17 protein-coding genes are annotated in these 18,920 nt (G+C 57.1%); 16 read left to right on the top strand and 1 reads right to left on the bottom strand.

Features of this window, described 5'->3' with window-relative positions; all coding sequences use genetic code 11:
- Positions 1–109: 109 nt before the first annotated feature.
- Entirely contained in the window at positions 110–577 is a 468-nt protein-coding gene (locus ACZ48V_RS13240) for a PAS domain-containing protein (RefSeq protein ID WP_464539846.1), read from the bottom strand.
- 689 nt (positions 578–1,266) lie between these two features.
- Between ACZ48V_RS13240 and ACZ48V_RS13235 the strand changes: the two genes are divergently transcribed.
- From ACZ48V_RS13235 to rplV, 16 genes are all read left to right on the top strand, one after another.
- The gene (locus ACZ48V_RS13235; protein WP_464539844.1) at positions 1,267–2,403 is read left to right on the top strand and encodes a site-2 protease family protein; all 1,137 of its coding nucleotides are present in this window, start codon (positions 1,267–1,269) and stop codon (positions 2,401–2,403) included.
- Between the two features lie 197 nt (positions 2,404–2,600).
- Positions 2,601–4,034 carry a pyruvate kinase gene (gene pyk, locus ACZ48V_RS13230; protein WP_464539842.1) on the top strand — a complete coding sequence of 478 codons (1,434 nt, stop codon included), beginning with the start codon at positions 2,601–2,603 and terminating at the stop codon, positions 4,032–4,034.
- A 306-nt stretch (positions 4,035–4,340) separates the two neighbouring features.
- Positions 4,341–6,956 carry a tetratricopeptide repeat protein gene (locus ACZ48V_RS13225; protein WP_464539840.1) on the top strand — a complete coding sequence of 872 codons (2,616 nt, stop codon included), beginning with the start codon at positions 4,341–4,343 and terminating at the stop codon, positions 6,954–6,956.
- 460 nt (positions 6,957–7,416) lie between these two features.
- On the top strand, positions 7,417–9,528 hold the full coding sequence (gene ftsH / locus ACZ48V_RS13220; protein ID WP_464539838.1) for an ATP-dependent zinc metalloprotease FtsH: 2,112 nt from the start codon (positions 7,417–7,419) through the stop codon (positions 9,526–9,528).
- Between the two features lie 683 nt (positions 9,529–10,211).
- Positions 10,212–10,586, top strand: a complete 375-nt coding sequence (gene rpsL / locus ACZ48V_RS13215; RefSeq protein WP_353563736.1) for a 30S ribosomal protein S12 — start codon at positions 10,212–10,214, stop codon at positions 10,584–10,586.
- 69 nt (positions 10,587–10,655) lie between these two features.
- Positions 10,656–11,126, top strand: a complete 471-nt coding sequence (rpsG, locus tag ACZ48V_RS13210; RefSeq protein WP_353563735.1) for a 30S ribosomal protein S7 — start codon at positions 10,656–10,658, stop codon at positions 11,124–11,126.
- A 101-nt stretch (positions 11,127–11,227) separates the two neighbouring features.
- A complete protein-coding gene (gene fusA / locus ACZ48V_RS13205; RefSeq protein WP_464539836.1) occupies positions 11,228–13,333 on the top strand; it encodes an elongation factor G in 2,106 nt (701 codons plus the stop codon).
- Positions 13,334–13,377: 44 nt separating this feature from the next.
- Positions 13,378–14,568: an elongation factor Tu gene (gene tuf / locus ACZ48V_RS13200; RefSeq protein ID WP_464539465.1), complete on the top strand. Its 1,191-nt coding sequence runs from the start codon at positions 13,378–13,380 to the stop codon at positions 14,566–14,568.
- An 85-nt stretch (positions 14,569–14,653) separates the two neighbouring features.
- Positions 14,654–14,965 carry a 30S ribosomal protein S10 gene (gene rpsJ, locus ACZ48V_RS13195; RefSeq protein ID WP_098063350.1) on the top strand — a complete coding sequence of 104 codons (312 nt, stop codon included), beginning with the start codon at positions 14,654–14,656 and terminating at the stop codon, positions 14,963–14,965.
- Positions 14,966–15,023: 58 nt separating this feature from the next.
- Positions 15,024–15,482, top strand: a complete 459-nt coding sequence (locus tag ACZ48V_RS13190; protein WP_464539834.1) for a hypothetical protein — start codon at positions 15,024–15,026, stop codon at positions 15,480–15,482.
- A 70-nt stretch (positions 15,483–15,552) separates the two neighbouring features.
- A complete protein-coding gene (gene rplC / locus ACZ48V_RS13185) occupies positions 15,553–16,182 on the top strand; it encodes a 50S ribosomal protein L3 (RefSeq protein WP_353561485.1) in 630 nt (209 codons plus the stop codon).
- Positions 16,183–16,258: 76 nt separating this feature from the next.
- Positions 16,259–16,903 (top strand): 50S ribosomal protein L4, encoded by a 645-nt coding sequence (gene rplD, locus ACZ48V_RS13180; protein WP_464539832.1) that lies wholly within the window; start codon positions 16,259–16,261, stop codon positions 16,901–16,903.
- 45 nt (positions 16,904–16,948) lie between these two features.
- Positions 16,949–17,248, top strand: a complete 300-nt coding sequence (locus ACZ48V_RS13175) for a 50S ribosomal protein L23 (protein ID WP_464539830.1) — start codon at positions 16,949–16,951, stop codon at positions 17,246–17,248.
- A gap of 78 nt (positions 17,249–17,326) precedes the next feature.
- A complete protein-coding gene (gene rplB, locus ACZ48V_RS13170) occupies positions 17,327–18,166 on the top strand; it encodes a 50S ribosomal protein L2 (protein WP_464539828.1) in 840 nt (279 codons plus the stop codon).
- A 48-nt stretch (positions 18,167–18,214) separates the two neighbouring features.
- Positions 18,215–18,502, top strand: a complete 288-nt coding sequence (gene rpsS / locus ACZ48V_RS13165) for a 30S ribosomal protein S19 (protein ID WP_353564264.1) — start codon at positions 18,215–18,217, stop codon at positions 18,500–18,502.
- A gap of 57 nt (positions 18,503–18,559) precedes the next feature.
- A complete protein-coding gene (gene rplV / locus ACZ48V_RS13160; protein WP_464539826.1) occupies positions 18,560–18,916 on the top strand; it encodes a 50S ribosomal protein L22 in 357 nt (118 codons plus the stop codon).
- The last annotated feature ends 4 nt before the right edge of the window (positions 18,917–18,920 follow it).

Here is an 18,920-nt window from a genome sequence, read left to right as displayed (position 1 = left end):
CCCGCTCGTGTAGATGCCGAAGCCTGTTGTGCCTCTGCACTTGTTGCTTGGCTCAGGCCTGCAGACGCCACAGCCGAGATGTGCGCTCTGGGTGGAAGTGCAATCGTCATTAAAACTTCTTAACCATGATCCAGTTATCGCCCCGGCTGTCACGATAGAGGTGAATGGTAACCAGTGTGGGGCGCATGCGATACGTGTAGGTGTATGTAAACGTCTCGTCGAGCATGTCTTTACGAATCCCCTTCTTGAAGCGGCCCCGGAAGAGCCGGTTGTTTGTGCAGGGAGCGATCTCCGTAAAGAAGTTCTTCCCGACCGCGTCCTCTGGATCTACGCCGCTCAGCTCTGACTCGTAGGCATTGAAGAAAAGGATCTGCCCCTCGTCGGTAATTTTGATAATGCCAAAGTCAGCCCGGTTCAGGTCATCACCGCTGCTGCGTCCGAGCTTTGCGTCAAGGTCATCGCCCTCAAACGTTAGGTCAACGCGCTCGCCGGCTTCTGCATCGGACGAATCTGCGGACCCGTTGAGTGAGGTCGCTTGTTTTTTCGCTTCAGGAGAGTTCTGTTCGTCGGAGGCCATAGGTGTGCCGACTGGTGCAAAAAAGTGTGATACGGGCGCTTCTGGGTGTTGCCGGTGCGTGAGCGCGCGGATGGGATTGACAGGGTAAAATTAGATACCGTACTGCATAATATCAAGACTTCTCAACCTGAAGTCAATGCTGTGCGTTCCGTAAACGGCCTCTTGTTTCGCCAAGTACACCGCAAGTATTACACCGCTTTCCCTGTCTGAAGCGTCCAAAACGAGAAACGCATCAATTTGACGACGCGTTGAATGAGTGGTCTTAAAAGTTCATAAGGGGCTGACGGGTTTGCTCGGGTTTGCCCTGTGACCTTGCCCATACGGTATAGTTTGACCGTATACACAACTTGTTACATAGCTTGTTACGCAGCGCGTGAGCGATCTTCGTATTCGGCTAAGGCGTACTACACTGGTTCAGACGCTGCCTGGCATGCTGATTAGGCATGCTGTTTGGCATTCTGGCACACAGTCTCGGACCGGTGCTACGCAGCCATCCACCAGGATGTACGTGACGAGATAGCCGCAAAAACACAACCGAAAGTACAATCCGAAAATATAACCTGTTAGAACAAAACTGAATTACTTGACGACCCTCACGGACGACCTTGCTGCATGAGCTGTTACAGCCTGGTGTATGGGTCCTCCTACAGGCAACATACTTCCTCAATTGCCACAAACACTCTACTAATATGAATCGATCACTTCGTGTTGGGTCGGTGGCGGGCATCGGCATTTTTCTGCACTGGACGTTCTTGCTTTTGGTGGCGGGGCTTGTAGCGTTCCTGTATTACCAGGGTGAAAGCCTGCAAACAACGCTCTATATTCTTGGACTGGTCGGAGGACTTTTTGGATGTGTGGTGCTGCATGAACTCGGGCATGCGCTCACGGCTAAATACTTCTCGATACCTACGCAGAGCATCACGCTCTATCCGATTGGAGGGATGGCGCGTTTAGAAGAGCTGCCTGAGGATCCCATGAAGGAGTTCTGGATTGCTGTTGCGGGGCCGCTCGTAAACGTAGCAATCGCTGTTGTGCTGGTGGCAATCCTGATTCCACTGGGTGCCCCGCTCGGCATTAACGCCGCCTACACCGTCAACGCGCATCTGCTTACTACCCTGCTCTGGCTGAACGTAGGGCTTGCGGTGTTTAACATGTTGCCTGCCTTTCCAATGGACGGAGGGCGCGTGCTGCGTGCTCTTCTGGCTATGCGTCAGGATTATGCACGTGCCACCCGCACCGCGGCACGCGTCGGACAGTTTATGGCGGTCCTCTTCGGATTCATAGGGATCATCAGCTTTAACTTCATTCTGCTGTTTATCGCGCTCTTCGTGTATGTCGGCGCTCAACAAGAGTCGCAGCATGCAGAGTTCCGGGCGGTTGCCCGCGACACCCCGGTGCGCAAAGCCATGATGACACGCTTCGGAGTGCTGCCGCCCGACGCGACCCTGGGCGACGCGGTCGACGAGCTTCTCGCGGGGACTGACCATGACTTCCCTATCGTAGACGAGGGCCGCGTGGTCGGTATGCTAAGTCGCCAGCAGCTCATCGAGGCGCTGCGCAAGCACGGCCGCGCCCACCCGGTGCGCGACATTGCCGATGCGAAGTGCACATCGCTACCCGTCGACGCTATGCTCGACGAGGCGTTTCGCCAGATGCAACAGAGCGATTGCTCGACCGTGCCAGTGGTGGACAACGGCGAACTGGTCGGACTGCTCACCCTTGAGAATGTAGGGGAGCTTATTATGGTTACATCTGCCTTGCAAGTGCGCGATACCGAAAAAATTGACCGCGACCCTGCCTCTCCGACCCCCACCTCACGTACCTGACAGGCTCGTGGTGCGTTAGAGCAGTGTGTTAGAGATTTGGCGTCCCCCCACCGGTACATACCAGCAACAACATGCAAGTAACAGGTAGTGGGAGCGCTTTCATTCGCAGATAGATAACGCAGGTAGGTGTTCTTTGCCGCGCTGTATCAGTACGTTGGTAATCTACAGGTTTTCCCTCATCAATCTTTTCCCTGCATATGCATCGTCGCACAAAGATCGTCGTCACCCTCGGGCCTGCCAGTAACGACCCTGAGACCATCGAACGGCTCATCGCTGCAGGCATGGATGTGGCTCGCATGAACTTCTCACACGGTAGCCACGAGGAGCATGCCGGGCGTATCCAGATGGTGCGCGAGGCCGCACAGGCACAAGGGCGTGTCGTGCCTATTCTGCAGGATCTGCAAGGCCCGAAGATCCGCGTGGGACAAGTGCAAGATGGCTGCATATTTATCAACGAGGGCGAGACCATCACGCTCACGAGCGACCCGATTGACATCGGCACGCCCGAACGTGTACAGATTGACTACGCGACGCTTGCTGAAGATGCCGACGTTGGCGGGCGCATTTTACTCGATGACGGACTGCTCGAGCTCGAGATTACCGAGATCAGGGATGGGGGCGATGTCGTAACTCGCGTGGTCGAAGGCGGTCCGCTACGCTCACGAAAAGGAGTTAACCTGCCTAATATCCGTACGTCTACGCCGTCGCTCACCGAAAAAGATATTAAGGATCTTGAGTTTGGACTGGAGGTCGGCGTGGATCTCATCGCTCTTTCTTTTGTGCGCACGCGCGGCGACGTAGCCGAGCTGCAGCGCCGCATCCGCGAGGCGGGAAAGAGCACACCGGTCATCTCAAAGATTGAGAAGCCCGAAGCGGTGCGTAATATCGACGCTATTCTCGAAGAGACCGACGGCATTATGGTTGCCCGTGGCGACCTGGGCATTGAGATGCCCATGGAGCAAGTGCCGGGCACCCAGAAGGGACTGATCAGCAAGAGCCTCTCGGTGGCTAAGCCCGTCATTACAGCCACGCAGATGCTCGAAAGCATGATCGAGAATCCGCGCCCCACGCGCGCTGAGGCAAGCGACGTAGCGAACGCCGTGCTTGACGGGAGCGATGCCGTCATGCTCTCAGGCGAAACTGCGGTCGGGAACGACCCGGTGCGCGTTGTGCGTGCTATGGACAAGATCATTCGCCAGGCCGAAGCGCATTGGCGTACGGGCCGCCGGGCGCTCGTGCAGGCTCCCGACCAGCTGGAACGCACCGATAGCGTTACCGAGTCGGTGAGCTTTACCGCCTGCCGGCTGGCCGAACAGGTAGGAGCAAAGGCTATCGCTTGCCTCACAAACTCGGGGGCGACAGCACGCTCCATATCCCGCCACCGCCCCAGCATGCCTATCTATGCCTTCACGGACAACGAGCGCGTCGTAGGCCGACTGGGCGTTCTATGGGGAACAGAAAGCTTTCACGTTCCCTTCCAAAAAGATACGGACCGTGGCATCGCACAGGTGCACCGTGTGCTTAAGGAACAGGGCCTTGTTGAGCCGGGTGAGCTCATCGTGATGACAGCAGGCATGCCGCTCCCTGCTCGGGGCCGTACAAACATGGTGCACGTAAGCCGCATGGATTAGGCAGCGTCTGAAAACTCTTCGCGGGCTGCGCGCCGTTGGATCGCACGCCTCAGCATCGCTGGTTTCCATTGCTGTAGCCACGCTATAGCTGCTTCAACTGCCTTGCTGAGAGTGCCTCCCGGCCGACGCTCGCCTGCACGCTTACTTCTCAGCTAAGCAGCTGGCCGCAGGGTGCAGGGCGTTTGGCCTTGGAGCCTGTTTGGGTTTTGGGGGGCAGTCCAGCGGAGCCGTACGGAGCCCAAATGAAGCAATCAAAGCAGGCTCTTAATCGGTACTTCCTCCTCGTAACATCGTTGAACGCGTCGCATGGCTTCCCTGCGCTGGCTCATTACAGGCGGCTTCGTACTGCTGATTGGCATGCTCATGGCAGGCTGCAGCACCGATTCAGTTGTGGGAAGCCGCGTCGATAACTTTCGGGCGTACTACAACACCTTCTATAACGCCGAGCAAGACTTCGAAACCGGACTTGAGTCCGTGCAGGAGCGCACGCGGGCGCTTGAGCCCGATCGTTTCGTCGCTGTCTTTCCTGAGCCCGATGCGCGTGTAAACCGCCAGGCGTTTGAACAAGCCATCGAGCGAGCAGCTGATATCCTGCGTGATCACCCACGGTCGAAGTGGGTTGACGATGCTCTCATGCTGATCGGGCAGTCGTACTTCTATCTTGGCGAGTGGGGCGCTGCTGCCGAAAAGTTCAATGAGATCATTGCGCTAAGCGATGATCGTGCTGCAGAAGCCCAGTTCTGGCTGGCTCGAACGCGGGTCAGTCAGGGGGATGCGGAGCGCGCTGCTGAGCAAGTGCGCACGAGTATCGAACAGGGAAGTCTGCAAGAGCCGTGGGCGAGCAAGCTCTGGCTCGTGCAGGCCGAGCTGGACACCCGGCAGGGAGCCTGGCGCGAAGCGCTGCAGGCGCTTGACCGGGCCCTGGAGGGAGACGTGCCGCGTACCGAGGCGGCCCGTGCCCAATTGATGCGTGCACAGATCTTTGAGGTGCGGTCGGACTACCGGGCGGCCACACGAGCCTACCGCGCAGCGGCCGAGTCGCGCGAGTTTGAGGTCCAGTTGGCTGGACGCATGGGGGCGCTTCGCGCCGAAGCACACACGAGCAGCGACCTCAGTCTCGTGCGCCGAACCGACCTTCTGGCGCGTGACGATCGCAACGCAGAGCAGCGCGACCAACTTCGACTCTTGGAGGCCTATGTACAGGAGCTGCAACAGCGCCCCAACGCTGCACTTAACGCCTACCAGGCCCTGCTTCATGGCGAAGAGCCTGTCGCCCGTGAACTACAGGGCCGCGCTTATTACCGCGTGGGCATGATGTATCGCAATACATGGAGCGACTACGAGACCGCGGCAGCCTACTTCGACTCGTCGGCAACCGCCCTGGGCCAACAAGAAGTCGAGACCTACCAGGCGCGCCCCGCCACGGCGCTGCCTAACGTGCGGGCGCTTGCCGAGCGCTACCAGCGGGTTGCTGCTCCCAGCGCACGCATCGCACGCTACGACTCGCTGCTGGCCCTCGGTGAACTGCCGCCACAGGAGTTTCAGGAACGGATCGATCAGATCGCAGAAGCGCGCCGTGCTGAACAGGCTGAACAGGTCACTGGGAGCCAGTCCGAGCAACAAGATACGCGGTTCGGAGTCGACGGAGCAGAGCCGTCTAATCGTGTAGGGGCTGACGCGTCTGAGCTCACGATCGATGCAGCCAGTGAGGAGGCTGGATTTCTGTTCCATCGCGACCCGCAGCGGATGCAAGAAGGACAGCGCTCGTTCCGGCGTCAGTGGGGGGATCGCGACCGTGAACCGTTCTGGCGCATCCGAGATATATCGCCTGACGTCAGTTCTGTCGAGCAGCCCGCCATTGTAGACCGCGAGGCAGGAGCAGCCGAGATGGTCCAGCGGGAGGCCGGCACGGAGGAACCTGCAGAAGGTCAGGTGTCATCTGCATCCGATACAGCAGCAGACCGCGAAGCCTTCCAACGCGCCCAACAGGCAGGACTCAACGTAGATGAGGTGCCACGCACCGAAGAAGCACAGGAAGAGATGCGATCCGAGCGCGTGTGGGCATGGTACGAGCTTGGCAACGCGCTCTTCCTGAACGTCTCACAGCCCGACTCGGCGCTATTCTGGTATGAGCGCGTGCTCAACGAGGCGCCCACCCACCCGGTTAATGAGCGCGCCCAATATGCCCGAGCAGAGGCGCTTGATGCAGCGGGACGCCCCGAAGAAGCGCGCAACCAATATCGGGCGCTTGCAGAACAAGAGAGCACGTCAATATTCGCCTTGCAGTCACGCATGCGGCTTGGCGAGGCGCCGGTGGCAGAGCGCTCCGACAGCGTGCGCCAGGCCCACCAAGATTACGAAGAAGCCCGAACGCTTGGCGAGAACCAAGAGTGGGACAGCGCCCTGCACCGTCTTGCAGACCTGGCGCGTGCCTATCCGCAGGATAGCGATATAACCCCTCGTGTTCTCTGGTCGGTCGGGCAGTTCTACCTGGAGCTCCACAGGCGAGACAGCACTGCGGCAGAAGCACAGCTCGAACAGCTTGTGGAAGCGCTCGGCATCCCCGACGCCGAAACAGAAGCGGCAGATCGCGAAGAGCGTAGCATGCAGCAAGCAGGTCCGCCCCAGCAGATCGTTCCCTCTGATGAGAGCGAATCCGACGACGGTGGGCAGCCGCATCGCGCGCTGCAAGCGCTCATGCAGCATCTGGCCACCACCTTTCCGGAGACCTCCCAGGCGCGCCGTGCTGAACGGTTGGTGCGCGCCCTGCAGTCAGAGGAAGAAGTACCACCGGCACGCAGCACCGAACGAGCGCCCCAGCCGACCGGTGAAGACGCTCCAGAAGAGGACGATCGTCTGACTCAGGGACTCCCTACGCCCAGCACCACCCCCGATTCGAGCGACGGCTCCGACGAAAATTGACGATAGCGACCTGGCTGGTTACCCCTGTAGACGCGCTACAGGTTACACGTGGTGACTGAGCGAACTTCTTTTCAGAGGGGGGCTCCTGCATCCACCTTGACATGCGGACTGAGAACCTGTTTTGATTTCTTAATTTGGGCTACGAGCGGCTCTGCGGGGGGGCAAACCAAAACCCAAACAGGTTCTGAAATCTCCAATTCGAAATGCGAATTGACCTGGTCAGTACGTTAACTCAGATAGCGCGTCAGAACGTTTGACTGGAATGCGGTGTTGAATCATACTGAAACGTATCCGTTAGGCCTCTCTGTATGCTATCGGCGGTATGCCAGATTGTGTGTGCCAGATTGGCCGTTTTGCGCCAGGACGTGCTTTACGGAACCCCCCTGAAGAGGGCGGGGTTGAGGCACGCCGCTATCGCTGGCACGGTGGTTCTCTTGCATCGTTACTCGTTCGCATCCGCATGGAAAACCAGAAAAACGCTTCGCCATCTCCCAAAAAATCTTCTGAAAACAAGCGCTCCGGTTCGGGGCGCGGTCGTTCATCCATCCTGTACTGGATATATGGGGCGGTTTTTCTGGCATTGGGCATTCACCTGCTGCTGTACTGGAGCGGGGAAGACCCTGTCAAGATAAGTTACAGTACATTTCTGGACTACGTGGAGTCGGGATATGTAGAGCGCGTCGAGGTGGTAAACGACCGGTCGATTGAGGGGCGATACACTGAAGAAGCCGTCAAAGAGCGCGCGGTGTCGTTGCAGGTCGACAACGAAGAACAGGTCGACGTTGGTGACGAAGAGGCCGAGGTGCGGCGCTTCGTGACAACCAAGCCTGCCGACCACGATCTCACCGATTTCTTGCGTGCCCACAACGCGGAGGCCCGTGCTGCTGATGCGTCGGAAGTGGAATTTGCCTCGCGCACCGAAGAAAGCTGGTTCGGGAGCATCTTCTTCTGGTTAGTTCTCCTTGGGCTCCTGGTTGTCTTCTGGATCTATCTGTTCCGTCGCATGAACCCGGGATCCCAGATGATGAACATCGGAAAGAACAAGGCCAAGCTCTTCGATGCGTCGGAAAATCATTCTGTTGTGTTCGACGACGTAGCTGGGCTTGAAGAGGCCAAAGAAGAGGTTGCCGAGATTGTCCACTTCTTGAGAGATCCAGAGCGCTTCACGCGCCTCGGGGGTACCCTTCCGAAAGGAGTGTTGCTCGTTGGCCCGCCCGGCACCGGTAAAACGCTTATGGCACGAGCCGTGGCAGGAGAAGCAGGAGTCCCCTTCTTCTCGATATCAGGGTCCGACTTCGTGGAAATGTTTGTCGGCGTGGGGGCTTCCCGGGTGCGCGACCTGTTCAAGACCGCAAAAGAAAAAGCCCCCTGCATCATCTTCATCGACGAGATGGATGCAGTAGGACGGACGCGTGGCGCAAGTAATAACCCTGGCGGAAACGACGAACGAGAGAATACGCTCAACCAACTCCTTGTCGAGATGGACGGCTTCGACTCTGACGAAGGCGTTATCATCATTGGAGCCACCAACCGGCCCGATGTACTCGACTCTGCGCTGCTTCGTCCCGGACGATTCGACCGTCAGATTATGGTTGATAAGCCGGACCGGCGCGCTCGTGTCGAGATCTTCGACGTGCATGTAAAGTCGCTACTGCTTGGCGGAGATGTGGATGTAGAAGTGCTGGCGCGGCAGACCCCGGGATTTGCAGGGGCCGAGATTGCAAACGTCTGTAACGAGGCGGCGCTCCTTGCAGCCCGTAAGGACAAAGAATGTGTCGAGATGGTCGACTTCGAGCAGGCGATCGACCGTGTCGTAGCGGGTCTTGAGAAGAAGAATAAGATCATCGCACCGGAAGAGCGTCGGATCATCGCCTTTCATGAGGCAGGGCATGCGATCACCGGGTGGTTTCTGGAGCACACCGACCCTGTCGTGAAAGTCTCCATCGTCCCGCGTGGTCTCTCTGCACTGGGCTATGCACAGCACCTCCCCGAAGAGCGGTATCTATACTCGCGAAACGCGCTTATCGACCGTATGACCATGGCGATCGGCGGACGTGTCGCTGAGGAGATCGTATTTGGAGACGTAACAACGGGGGCTCAGAACGATCTGGAGCGCATCACGAAGATGGCTTACGCTATGGTCGTAGACTATGGCATGAGTGCGAAGGTCGGCCAGGTAAGCTTTAATCTCTCCAGAGAAGACGACCGGCCGGTCTTTAATCGTCCTTACTCAGACTCAACTGCTCAGGTTATTGATGAAGAGGTGCGCAACCTTATCAGCGAGGCCCATCGGCGGGCTCATGCGCTGCTCACACAAAAGCGAGGCCTGCTGGATGAAATGGCTCATGCGCTGCTTGATCAGGAAGTGCTCGGACCGGAAGACCTGGTCAAACTACTGGGGGAGCGCCCACATGGTGCCTATCCTACTGCAGAAAACAGTGGCGACACCGCTCCTACACAGCAACATCCAAGCCCCGAAGCATATCCTGACGCACCATCGGTCAGGGCACCCGGTCCTTCTGAGGACGGGGCCACGCCAGATGCCTCAACCGACACAGGAAAAAAAGATTAGCCATGCTGCTCATGCTGTATGCGGGATATAAGACGGAGGCTGTGCCGCTCTTCGGAGTCCAAGTCCTAAGCAGACATATTAACCTCTCTTCCACCATGCTACTGCGAGCGGTTACAGCAGCCGCGTGTTTTCTTCTGGTGTGAGCGTGTCCGATCGCACTGGGAAAGGCGGGATGTGCCTGAGAAATGTCTTGACCAGGAGAACGACTACCCCAAATCTATTCGGTCCCAAGAAGTTGAAACGGTTCTCGAATGCGCTCCGAATGTGTAAAACAAGAAAGAGAGCAATGGAGACGCAGTGAACCCTACTGCCTATGGAGCAAATGCACACGGACCACACAAAATAAAGAAACCCGTTTGTGTATTGGCAGTTACGCCACGATGTAGAAACGCAGCGAGCAAAATGCTTGCATGCCAAAGGCCCAGCTGTGCCTACAAAGGCGAGCCCCCTCGCCTTTTTTTGTGGATAGACTGGAATAAATGATCGATACACCGATATGTACCGGTTCTCATTCTTTGGGTGCAGTGAGAGGCGTTTGGCCCCGTTTCGGGTGTTTTAACGATCTCTTTGCTATTGAGCCTGAACAATGCTCGCCTTGCCCCTTAAGTTCATAGCCTGTAGAAACAGGTTCGCCGCTCCTTATGCGGCATGCGCTGATGTAATCGATTAACTGCGACGGTACCGTGCCTACAATACAGCAACTGATCCGTAAAGGACGTTCGTCTAAGCCGAAGAAAAAGACGGCACCTGCCCTTGAGAACTCTCCGCAGCGCCGCGGCGTCTGCACCCGGGTGTACACCACAACGCCGAAAAAGCCGAACTCGGCGCTTCGGAAGGTGGCTCGTGTGCGGCTGACCAACGGCAACGAGGTGACTGCATACATCCCCGGAGAGGGGCACAATTTGCAAGAGCACTCTATTGTGCTCGTGCGTGGTGGCCGTGTGAAAGACTTGCCGGGTGTAAAGTACCACATCGTTCGTGGTGCGCTGGATGCGGCTGGTGTCGAAGACCGGCGTCAGGGGCGTTCGAAGTACGGCACAAAGAAGCCTCGTAGTTAACTGTAGCAGAGTGGCTGGTATCCTACTGGGGTAGTGAGTCGCTCATTTGTTAAACAATGCATAGGTGTTATGGCTCGCGATAAGGCCGCAAAAAAACGCACGACCCTCCCGGATCCCATATACCGTGACGACCTGGTCTCGCGGTTTGTGAACTCGATCATGCGCGACGGCAAGAAGAGTCTTGCGCAGCGCATCGTGTACGATACATTCGACGTGATCGAAGAGCGCACCGGTGAGGAAGGTATTGAGGTGTTCAAGAAAGCGGTGAACAGCGTAGCTCCGCTTGTTGAGGTGCGCAGCCGCCGCGTAGGAGGTGCCACCTACCAGGTGCCCATTGAGGTGCGCCCCGAGCGCCGCGTCACGCTGGCATTTCGCTGGATTATTCAATATGCTCGTGCACGCAAAGAGAAAAGCATGGTCAACCGCCTTGCCAGTGAGCTGATTAACGCAGCTCGTGGCGAAGGGGGAGCCGTCAAGAAGAAAGACGACACGCATCGGATGGCCGAGTCGAATAAGGCGTTTGCCCACTTCCGGTTCTAATTCATGGAGGTGTGCCCCTGCTGCCAGGCATCGATCTGGTCTGCAGGAGGCACGAATCATGGCCTCGGTCGGCCTCCTGAGCACGCAACAAAAAATTTGTTATGGCTACGAAAAGCAACGAGAGCTTCCCGCTCGACAAGACACGTAATATAGGTATTGCCGCGCACATTGATGCTGGCAAAACGACCCTTACGGAACGTATCCTGTTCTACACAGGGCGCATTCACCGCATGGGCGAAACCCATGAGGGCGCCTCTCAGATGGACTGGATGGACCAAGAGAAGGAGCGCGGAATCACGATTACCAGTGCAGCTACAACCTGCTACTGGGATGGTCACCGCATCAACATCATCGATACGCCCGGTCACGTTGACTTCACAGTAGAGGTCGAGCGTTCCCTGCGCGTACTTGATGGTGCGATTGCCCTCTTCTGTGCTGTTGGTGGCGTAGAGCCGCAGTCGGAGACGGTGTGGCGCCAGATGGACAAGTACAGCGTGCCCCGCATTGCGTTCGTTAACAAGATGGACCGCACGGGCGCTGACTTCGAGAACGTTGTCGGCATGATGGAAGACCGCCTTAGCGCGAACCCGATTCCGGTGCAATATCCAATCGGAGCCGGCGAAACCTTTAAGGGCGTCATTGACCTGATTGAAAATCAGGCTGTCATCTACGACGAAAGCTCGCAGGGTGCCAACTGGGATATCATCGACATTCCAGACGATCTGAAAGGGGATGCCAAAAAATGGCGCATCCGCATGCTGGAGGCCGTTGCTGAATACGACGACGAGCTCCTAATGAAGTATCTCGATGGCGAAGAGATTCAGCCAGAAGAGATCCATAAAGTGATTCGTAAAGCGACTCTGGCGCGCGATATCACGCCGGTGTTCTGTGGAACAGCTCTCAAAAACAAGGGCGTACAGCGTCTCTTGGATGCTGTGCCGCGGTATCTGCCGAGCCCTGATGATGTGCCGCCCGTTGAGGGATTTCACCCGCGCGACAAAGAAGAGAAGCTGATGCGTGCTCCTAAGGAAGATGAGCCGTTCAGTGCTGTCGCATTCAAAATCGCTACGGATCCTTACGTTGGTAAGATTACGTTCATCCGCGTGTATAGCGGAACGTTGGAGACCGGAACCAAGGTGTACAACGCAACCGCCGATGAAACAGAGCGCGTTGGCCGCTTGATGTTCATGCACTCCAACGACCGCGAGGACGTTGACATAGTGCGTGCGGGTGACATCGCTGCGGCGGTGGGCCCGAAAAACTTGAAGACAGGCGACACCATTTGCGATCCCGACCACCCCGTGGTTCTGGAGTCGATGGACTTCCCTGAGCCGGTCATTCGCATTGCGATTGAGCCGAAAACGAAGGCTGACCGTGACAAGCTTACCAGCGGTCTTGTGAAGCTCGCCGAAGAAGACCCAACGTTCAATGTGTCGACCGACGAAGAAACCGGTCAGACACTGATTGCAGGGATGGGCGAGCTGCACCTCGAAATCATTGTAGACCGCCTGAAGCGAGAGTTTAAGGTGGAGGCAAACGTTGGCCGCCCTCAGGTAGCCTACCGCGAAGCAATTACAAAGACAGTCGACGAGCACTACGTTCTCAAGAAGCAGACAGGTGGTCGCGGCCAGTTCGCCGAAGTCTACATGGAAGTCGGTCCGAACGAAGAAGGGGCCGGGTTCGAGTTTGTGGATGAGATTGTTGGCGGATCCATTCCGCGTGAGTTTATCCCCTCTGTTGAGAAGGGAATTAAGAGCTCAATGGATCAGGGGCCTATTGCAGGCTATCCGATCGAAGGCGTGAAAGTGCGTCTCTACGACGGAGAGTACCACGACGTGGACTCCGACCAGAACTCATTCGAGATTGCTGGCCGTCTTGGCTTCCGTGATGCGGCACGACGTGCCAATCCTGTTCTCATGGAGCCGATTATGAAGGTCGAGGTCATCACTCCGGACGAGTACATGGGGGATGTGATCGGCGACCTGAATAGTCGCCGCGGACGAATCGGCAAGATGGGCCAGCGCAACGATGCACAGGTTATCAATGCGCTTGTGCCGCTCTCCGAAATGTTTGGGTACTCGACTGATCTGCGTTCAATCACGCAGGGACGTGCCATCTACACGATGCAGTTCGAGACCTACGAAGCGGTGCCCAATGCGATCGCGAAAGAACTTACCGATGAAGACGCTGTCGACGCGGCAGCGTAACACCCACATACGTCACACTGTAAAACGAGACACACAAGCTTATTATGGCGAAGGAGGTATTTGAGCGGAAGAAGCCGCACGTAAACATCGGAACGATTGGGCACGTGGACCACGGCAAGACGACGCTGACGGCAGCGATCACGAAGGTGCTCGCGGAGCAGGTTGGCGGCGCAGCCGAGCGGACGTTCGACTCGATCGACAACGCGCCGGAAGAGCGCGAGCGTGGCATTACGATTGCCACGAGTCACGTTGAGTACGAGACCGAAGATCGGCACTACGCCCACGTGGACTGCCCCGGCCACGCCGACTACGTCAAGAACATGGTGACGGGCGCGGCGCAGATGGACGGCGCGATTCTCGTGGTAGCGGCCACCGACGGCCCGATGCCGCAGACGCGTGAGCACATCCTCCTGGCGCGCCAGGTCGGCGTGCCGTACCTGGTGGTGTTCATGAACAAGGTTGACCTCGTCGACGACGAGGAGCTTCTGGAGCTGGTGGACATGGAGGTGCGCGACCTGCTCTCCAGCTACGAGTTTCCGGGCGACGAGATTCCGGTGATTCGCGGCTCGGCGCTGAAGGCGCTGGAAAGCGACGCCGACGCGGAGGCGAAGATCATGGAACTGATGGAAGCGGTCGATAGCTACATTCCGACGCCGGAGCGCGACGTTGACAAGCCGTTCTTGATGCCGGTAGAAGACATCTTCTCGATCACCGGGCGCGGCACGGTCGTGACCGGCCGGATTGAGCGCGGCCGCATCGAGACGGGCGACGACGTGGACATCGTGGGGATTGAAGAGGAGAAGCTGACCTCGACGATCACCGGGATTGAGATGTTCAACAAGACCTTGGACGAAGGCGAAGCCGGCGACAACGCGGGCTTGCTGCTGCGCGGCATCAAGAAAGAAGAGGTTTCGCGCGGGATGGTTGTTGCGGAGCCGGGTTCGGTGACGCCGCACAAGGAGTTTGAGTGTGAGGTATACGTGCTGTCGAAAGACGAGGGCGGGCGCCACACGCCGTTCTTCCCGGGGTATCGCCCACAGTTTTACTTCCGCACGACGGACGTGACGGGGGACATCAACCTGGAGGAAGGGGTTGAGATGGTGATGCCGGGCGACAACGCGACGTTCACGGTGAAGCTGATCCAGCCGGTGGCTCTGGAAGAGGGGCTGCGGTTTGCGATCCGCGAAGGCGGCCACACGGTCGGCGCCGGTGTCGTTACCGAAATCCTCGACTAAGAAGAGAACCTGTACCCTATACAGCCGCAAGGCCATTTTGGGCCTTGCGGTGTTCATCTGCATCTGCTGAAACAAACTGACTGTAATGGCCACCCAGCAAAAGATACGTATTAAGCTGAAGTCATACGATCACATGCTGATCGACAAGAGCGCCGAGAAGATTATTCGGACGGTCAAGTCGACAGGTGCTGTGGTCAGCGGCCCGATTCCGTTGCCAACCAAGAAAAAGGTTTACACGGTACTGCGGGGCCCGCACGTAGACAAAAAGAGCCGTGAACAGTTTGAGCGGCGTCATCACAAACGCCTCATCGACATCCTCTCGTCGAACAGCGAGACGGTAGATGCCCTCATGAAGCTTGAGCTTCCCAGTGGGGTAGATGTTGAAATCAAAGTGTGATGCGAATAGCTCAGGTCGCCTCAGGCAGGCGGGTAGCGTCCTTGCAATTACCCTGCTTGTGTGTACATCCCTCCTAACGACTGGATGTACCAACGTCTCAAAAGAAGAACAACTTGAGGCGCTTGAAGGAAAGTGGAAAATCTCTGAGATGCTAACAACCCCACGTGGCGACTTTACAGAGACGCTACGCTCCCGGTACGACGAAGGGCCTACTTTGACCTTCCAGACCTCCGGCTCCCCACAGTTTGTGTTGCGTGGAGTACCATCGGATGCGACTCAAGCATCCCTCAACGCGCAAGGAAGCGTTGAGATTATAGCAGCGAACGAACTTGTGCTTGCTATCGAAAGCGAACGCGAAACGGTGTGGGCGTTTGACTTTGAAACGGGAACGCGGCTAACGCTTCGAGCACGACCCGGTCCCTTTGGGCCAGCGCCTGTGCTCGCTGCACTGCTTCCTGCCTTTAGTTGGACTGAAAACGACGGGGCAACGCTCCTGCTTGAGCGCTTGCCTGATTAGGGCTGCCAACGCTGCAGCGCCTCCAAGTTAAAACATTTTTTGATCGGCATAATTGACTCGACGGACTGTCATGAGTAGTGGACTGATTGGCAAAAAGATAGGAATGACCAGCATCTTTGACGATGCAGGCAACAACATTGCCTGCACGGTCATCGAGGCCGGCCCCAACATTGTGACCCAGGTAAAGACTGCCGATGGGCCCGATGGGTACGACGCCGTACAGCTTGCTTTTGACAGTAAGCCAGAGAAAAACACGACGAAGGCGCTGCAGGGGCATTTTGCAAGCGCCGGCTCTGAACCCAAGCGCAAACTGGTCGAATTCGCTCCTGCAGACGAGGAGCTCGACCGCGGCGACGCCTTGCATCCGGATGACGTATTCGAGGAAGGCGAGGTAATCGACGTAGTCGGAATCTCGAAAGGAAAGGGATTTCAGGGCGTTGTGAAGCGCCATGGATTTTCGGGTGTAGGAATGCGTACGCACGGCCAGTCCGACCAGCAGCGTCATCCTGGATCGATTGGTGCTTCCGCCGACCCTTCACGCGTCTTTAAAGGGATGCGGATGGGCGGCCGCATGGGCAATGACCGTACCATGATCAAGAACCTGGAAGTTGTGCGGATCCTTCCCGACCACAACGCGATCCTCGTGAAAGGGTCTGTACCAGGTGCGAAAAACAGCTACGTCGAGCTTCACAAAAAATAACGGCTTGCCGGTAAACAGCGGTACACACTGGTCGTACCGCATCGAGTGATTGCATCTTCTGCACAAGAACCGAACCATGGATCTCGAAATTATACAAGAAGACGGCGTAGCCTCAGGCGAAACGGTAGCGCTTGATCCTACCGTTTTTGACATCGAACCCAATGACCATGTCATATGGCTTGATGTGAAACGGATTCAAGCGAACAAGCGCCAAGGCACGCACAAGACCAAAGAACGTAGCGACGTGCGCGGAAGTGGACGTAAGCTGTATCGCCAGAAAGGCACGGGTAATGCGCGTGCTGGTGATGCCAAGTCGCCCATCCGCCAAACGGGTGGACGGTCCCATGGCCCGCGCCCGCGCTCGTATCACCAAAAGGTGAATAAAAAGACGTCGCGTCTGGCTCGGCGCTCGGCCCTCTCATACAAGGCACAGAACGAGAGCCTGTATGTGGTCGAAGACTTTAGCATGGACCGGCCAAGCACGAAAGACCTGCGCGAGCTGCTCTCGCTGCATGACCTGACTGACACAAAGGTGCTCGTCGTGACCGCCGATCTCGAGAAGGAGATCTACCTCTCGGCCCGCAACCTCAACAAGGTAAGCGTGCGCGAAGTGCAGAGCCTCTCGACAATCGACGTATTAGATGCCGACGCTGTGCTCCTGCAACATGGAGCTCTTGACTACCTGACCGACCTGCTATCTGTGGATCCGGCAACTGCGTAACCTGCCGGTGCCGCTGCGCCCTATCATGCTGAAACCAGTTGACCTATGAGCAACCGCATTCTAATTGAACCGCACCTTACAGAGAAGGCGACCGAGCAGATGTACGAAGGAAAGTACTCCTTCGTCGTCAACCTCGGAGCAAGCAAACCGCAGATTCGAGCTGCTATTGAGCGGCGCTATCCCGGTGTGCGTATCAAGAAAATCCGCACGCAGATTGTGCCTGGAAAACGCCGCCGCCAGTTTCGCCAGGGGTCAATGATTGAAGGGCGAACATCCGGATTCAAGAAAGCCATTGTGGAAGTTGATCCGGAAGGCGAGCAGATCGACTTCTTTGAAGATGTGTAATTGATGCGCCTCGCATCCACTACAAACTGAATGGATCACGCAGGCGCACGAGCCCTGCACAAGTATAGCAACTGCCTTATGTCGATTAAAAAGTCAAAACCAAATATAAACAGCCAGCGCCAGCGCTCGGTGTCCGGCTTCGACGAGATTACTGAGACGAAGCCAGAAAAGAGCCTGTTGGAGCCGCTCAAGAAGTCGGGTGGCCGCAACAATCAGGGACGCATGACTATGCGTTACCGGGGGGGCGGCCATAAGCGCCGCTACCGCAAGATTGACTTTAAGCGCCAGAAAGACAACATCCCGGCTCGTGTGGCAACTGTTGAGTACGATCCAAACAGGTCGGCTCGCATTGCTCTTCTCGTGTATGCCGACGGGGAAAAGCGCTACATTATTGCTCCTGATGGGATTGAGGTGGGAACGACCGTAATAAGCGGTCCGGCAGCTCCGCCTGACCTTGGCAATTGCCTCCCGCTCTCCAACATGCCGCTTGGTACTGTTGTGCATGCCATCGAAATGAAGCCTGGTAAAGGCGCACAGATGGCGCGCGCTGCGGGTACTGAAGCGCGCCTTACCGCTCGCGAAGGCGACTTCGCGACGCTGCAGCTGCCTTCAGGTGAGACGCGGGTTGTGCCGGCAGAATGCCGCGCCACGGTAGGAACGACCAGCAACGTTGACCACATGAACATCATGCTCGGCAAAGCCGGGCGGAAGCGCTGGCTCGGACGTCGTCCACGTACACGGGGTGTCGCAATGAACCCGGTTGACCACCCGATGGGTGGTGGTGAGGGGCGTGCCTCAGGAGGCCACCCGCGCTCTCGAAAGGGGGTGCCTGCCAAGGGCTACAAGACCCGCAAGCGCAACAAGACATCCAACAAATACATCATTCGGCGGCGGACCGAGCGCAAGAAGCGCCGATAGAAACTGCCGCTACCGCACGCTACCGACTGATTACACCAGCCAATTATTATGCCTCGCTCACTACGCAAGGGCCCTTACGTCTACTACAAGCTACAACGCAAGGTAGACGCGCTCAACGAGTCCCAGAAAAAGAAGGTCATCAAAACGTGGAGCCGCGACTCCATTATCACGCCAGACTTTGTGGGGCATACTTTTGCAGTACACAACGGTCGGCAGTTCATCCCAGTATATGTGTCAGAAAACATGGTTGGCCATAAACTGGGAGAGTTTGCGCCTACCCGGACCTTTAAGGGACACGCAAAATCGAAGGTTGACAAGCGAACACGCCGCGCCTAACAGAGGCAGCGTGCATGTACCAACGAGAGGCCCTGCGCCCACAAACTGAAAAGCATTATGGAAGCACGAGCTGTACAAAAATACATTCGGAACTCGCCGATGAAAGTGCGGCGCGTCATCAACTTGGTGCGTGACCGCTCGGTGCCAGAAGCGATCAACATCCTCAGCTTTATGCCTCAGAAACCAACAGAGATTGTCGAAAAGACAATCCGGTCTGCGGTGTTTAACCTGATGGATAAGCATGACGAGCGCTTCGATGAGAGCGAGTTAGTCATCAAAGAAATTCGCGCCGACGAAGGGCCTACTTTCAAGCGGTTCAAAGCAGCCGCTCGCGGGCGGGCGAAGCCAATTCGCAAGCGTACCACCCACCTGACGGTTGTTGTGGAAGTGCGTGAGCGCGAGCCCGTTGCGTAGCTGC

The sequence above is a fragment of the Longimonas haloalkaliphila genome, from assembly GCF_055379825.1.
This window is presented reverse-complemented; position numbering and strand designations above follow the sequence as displayed.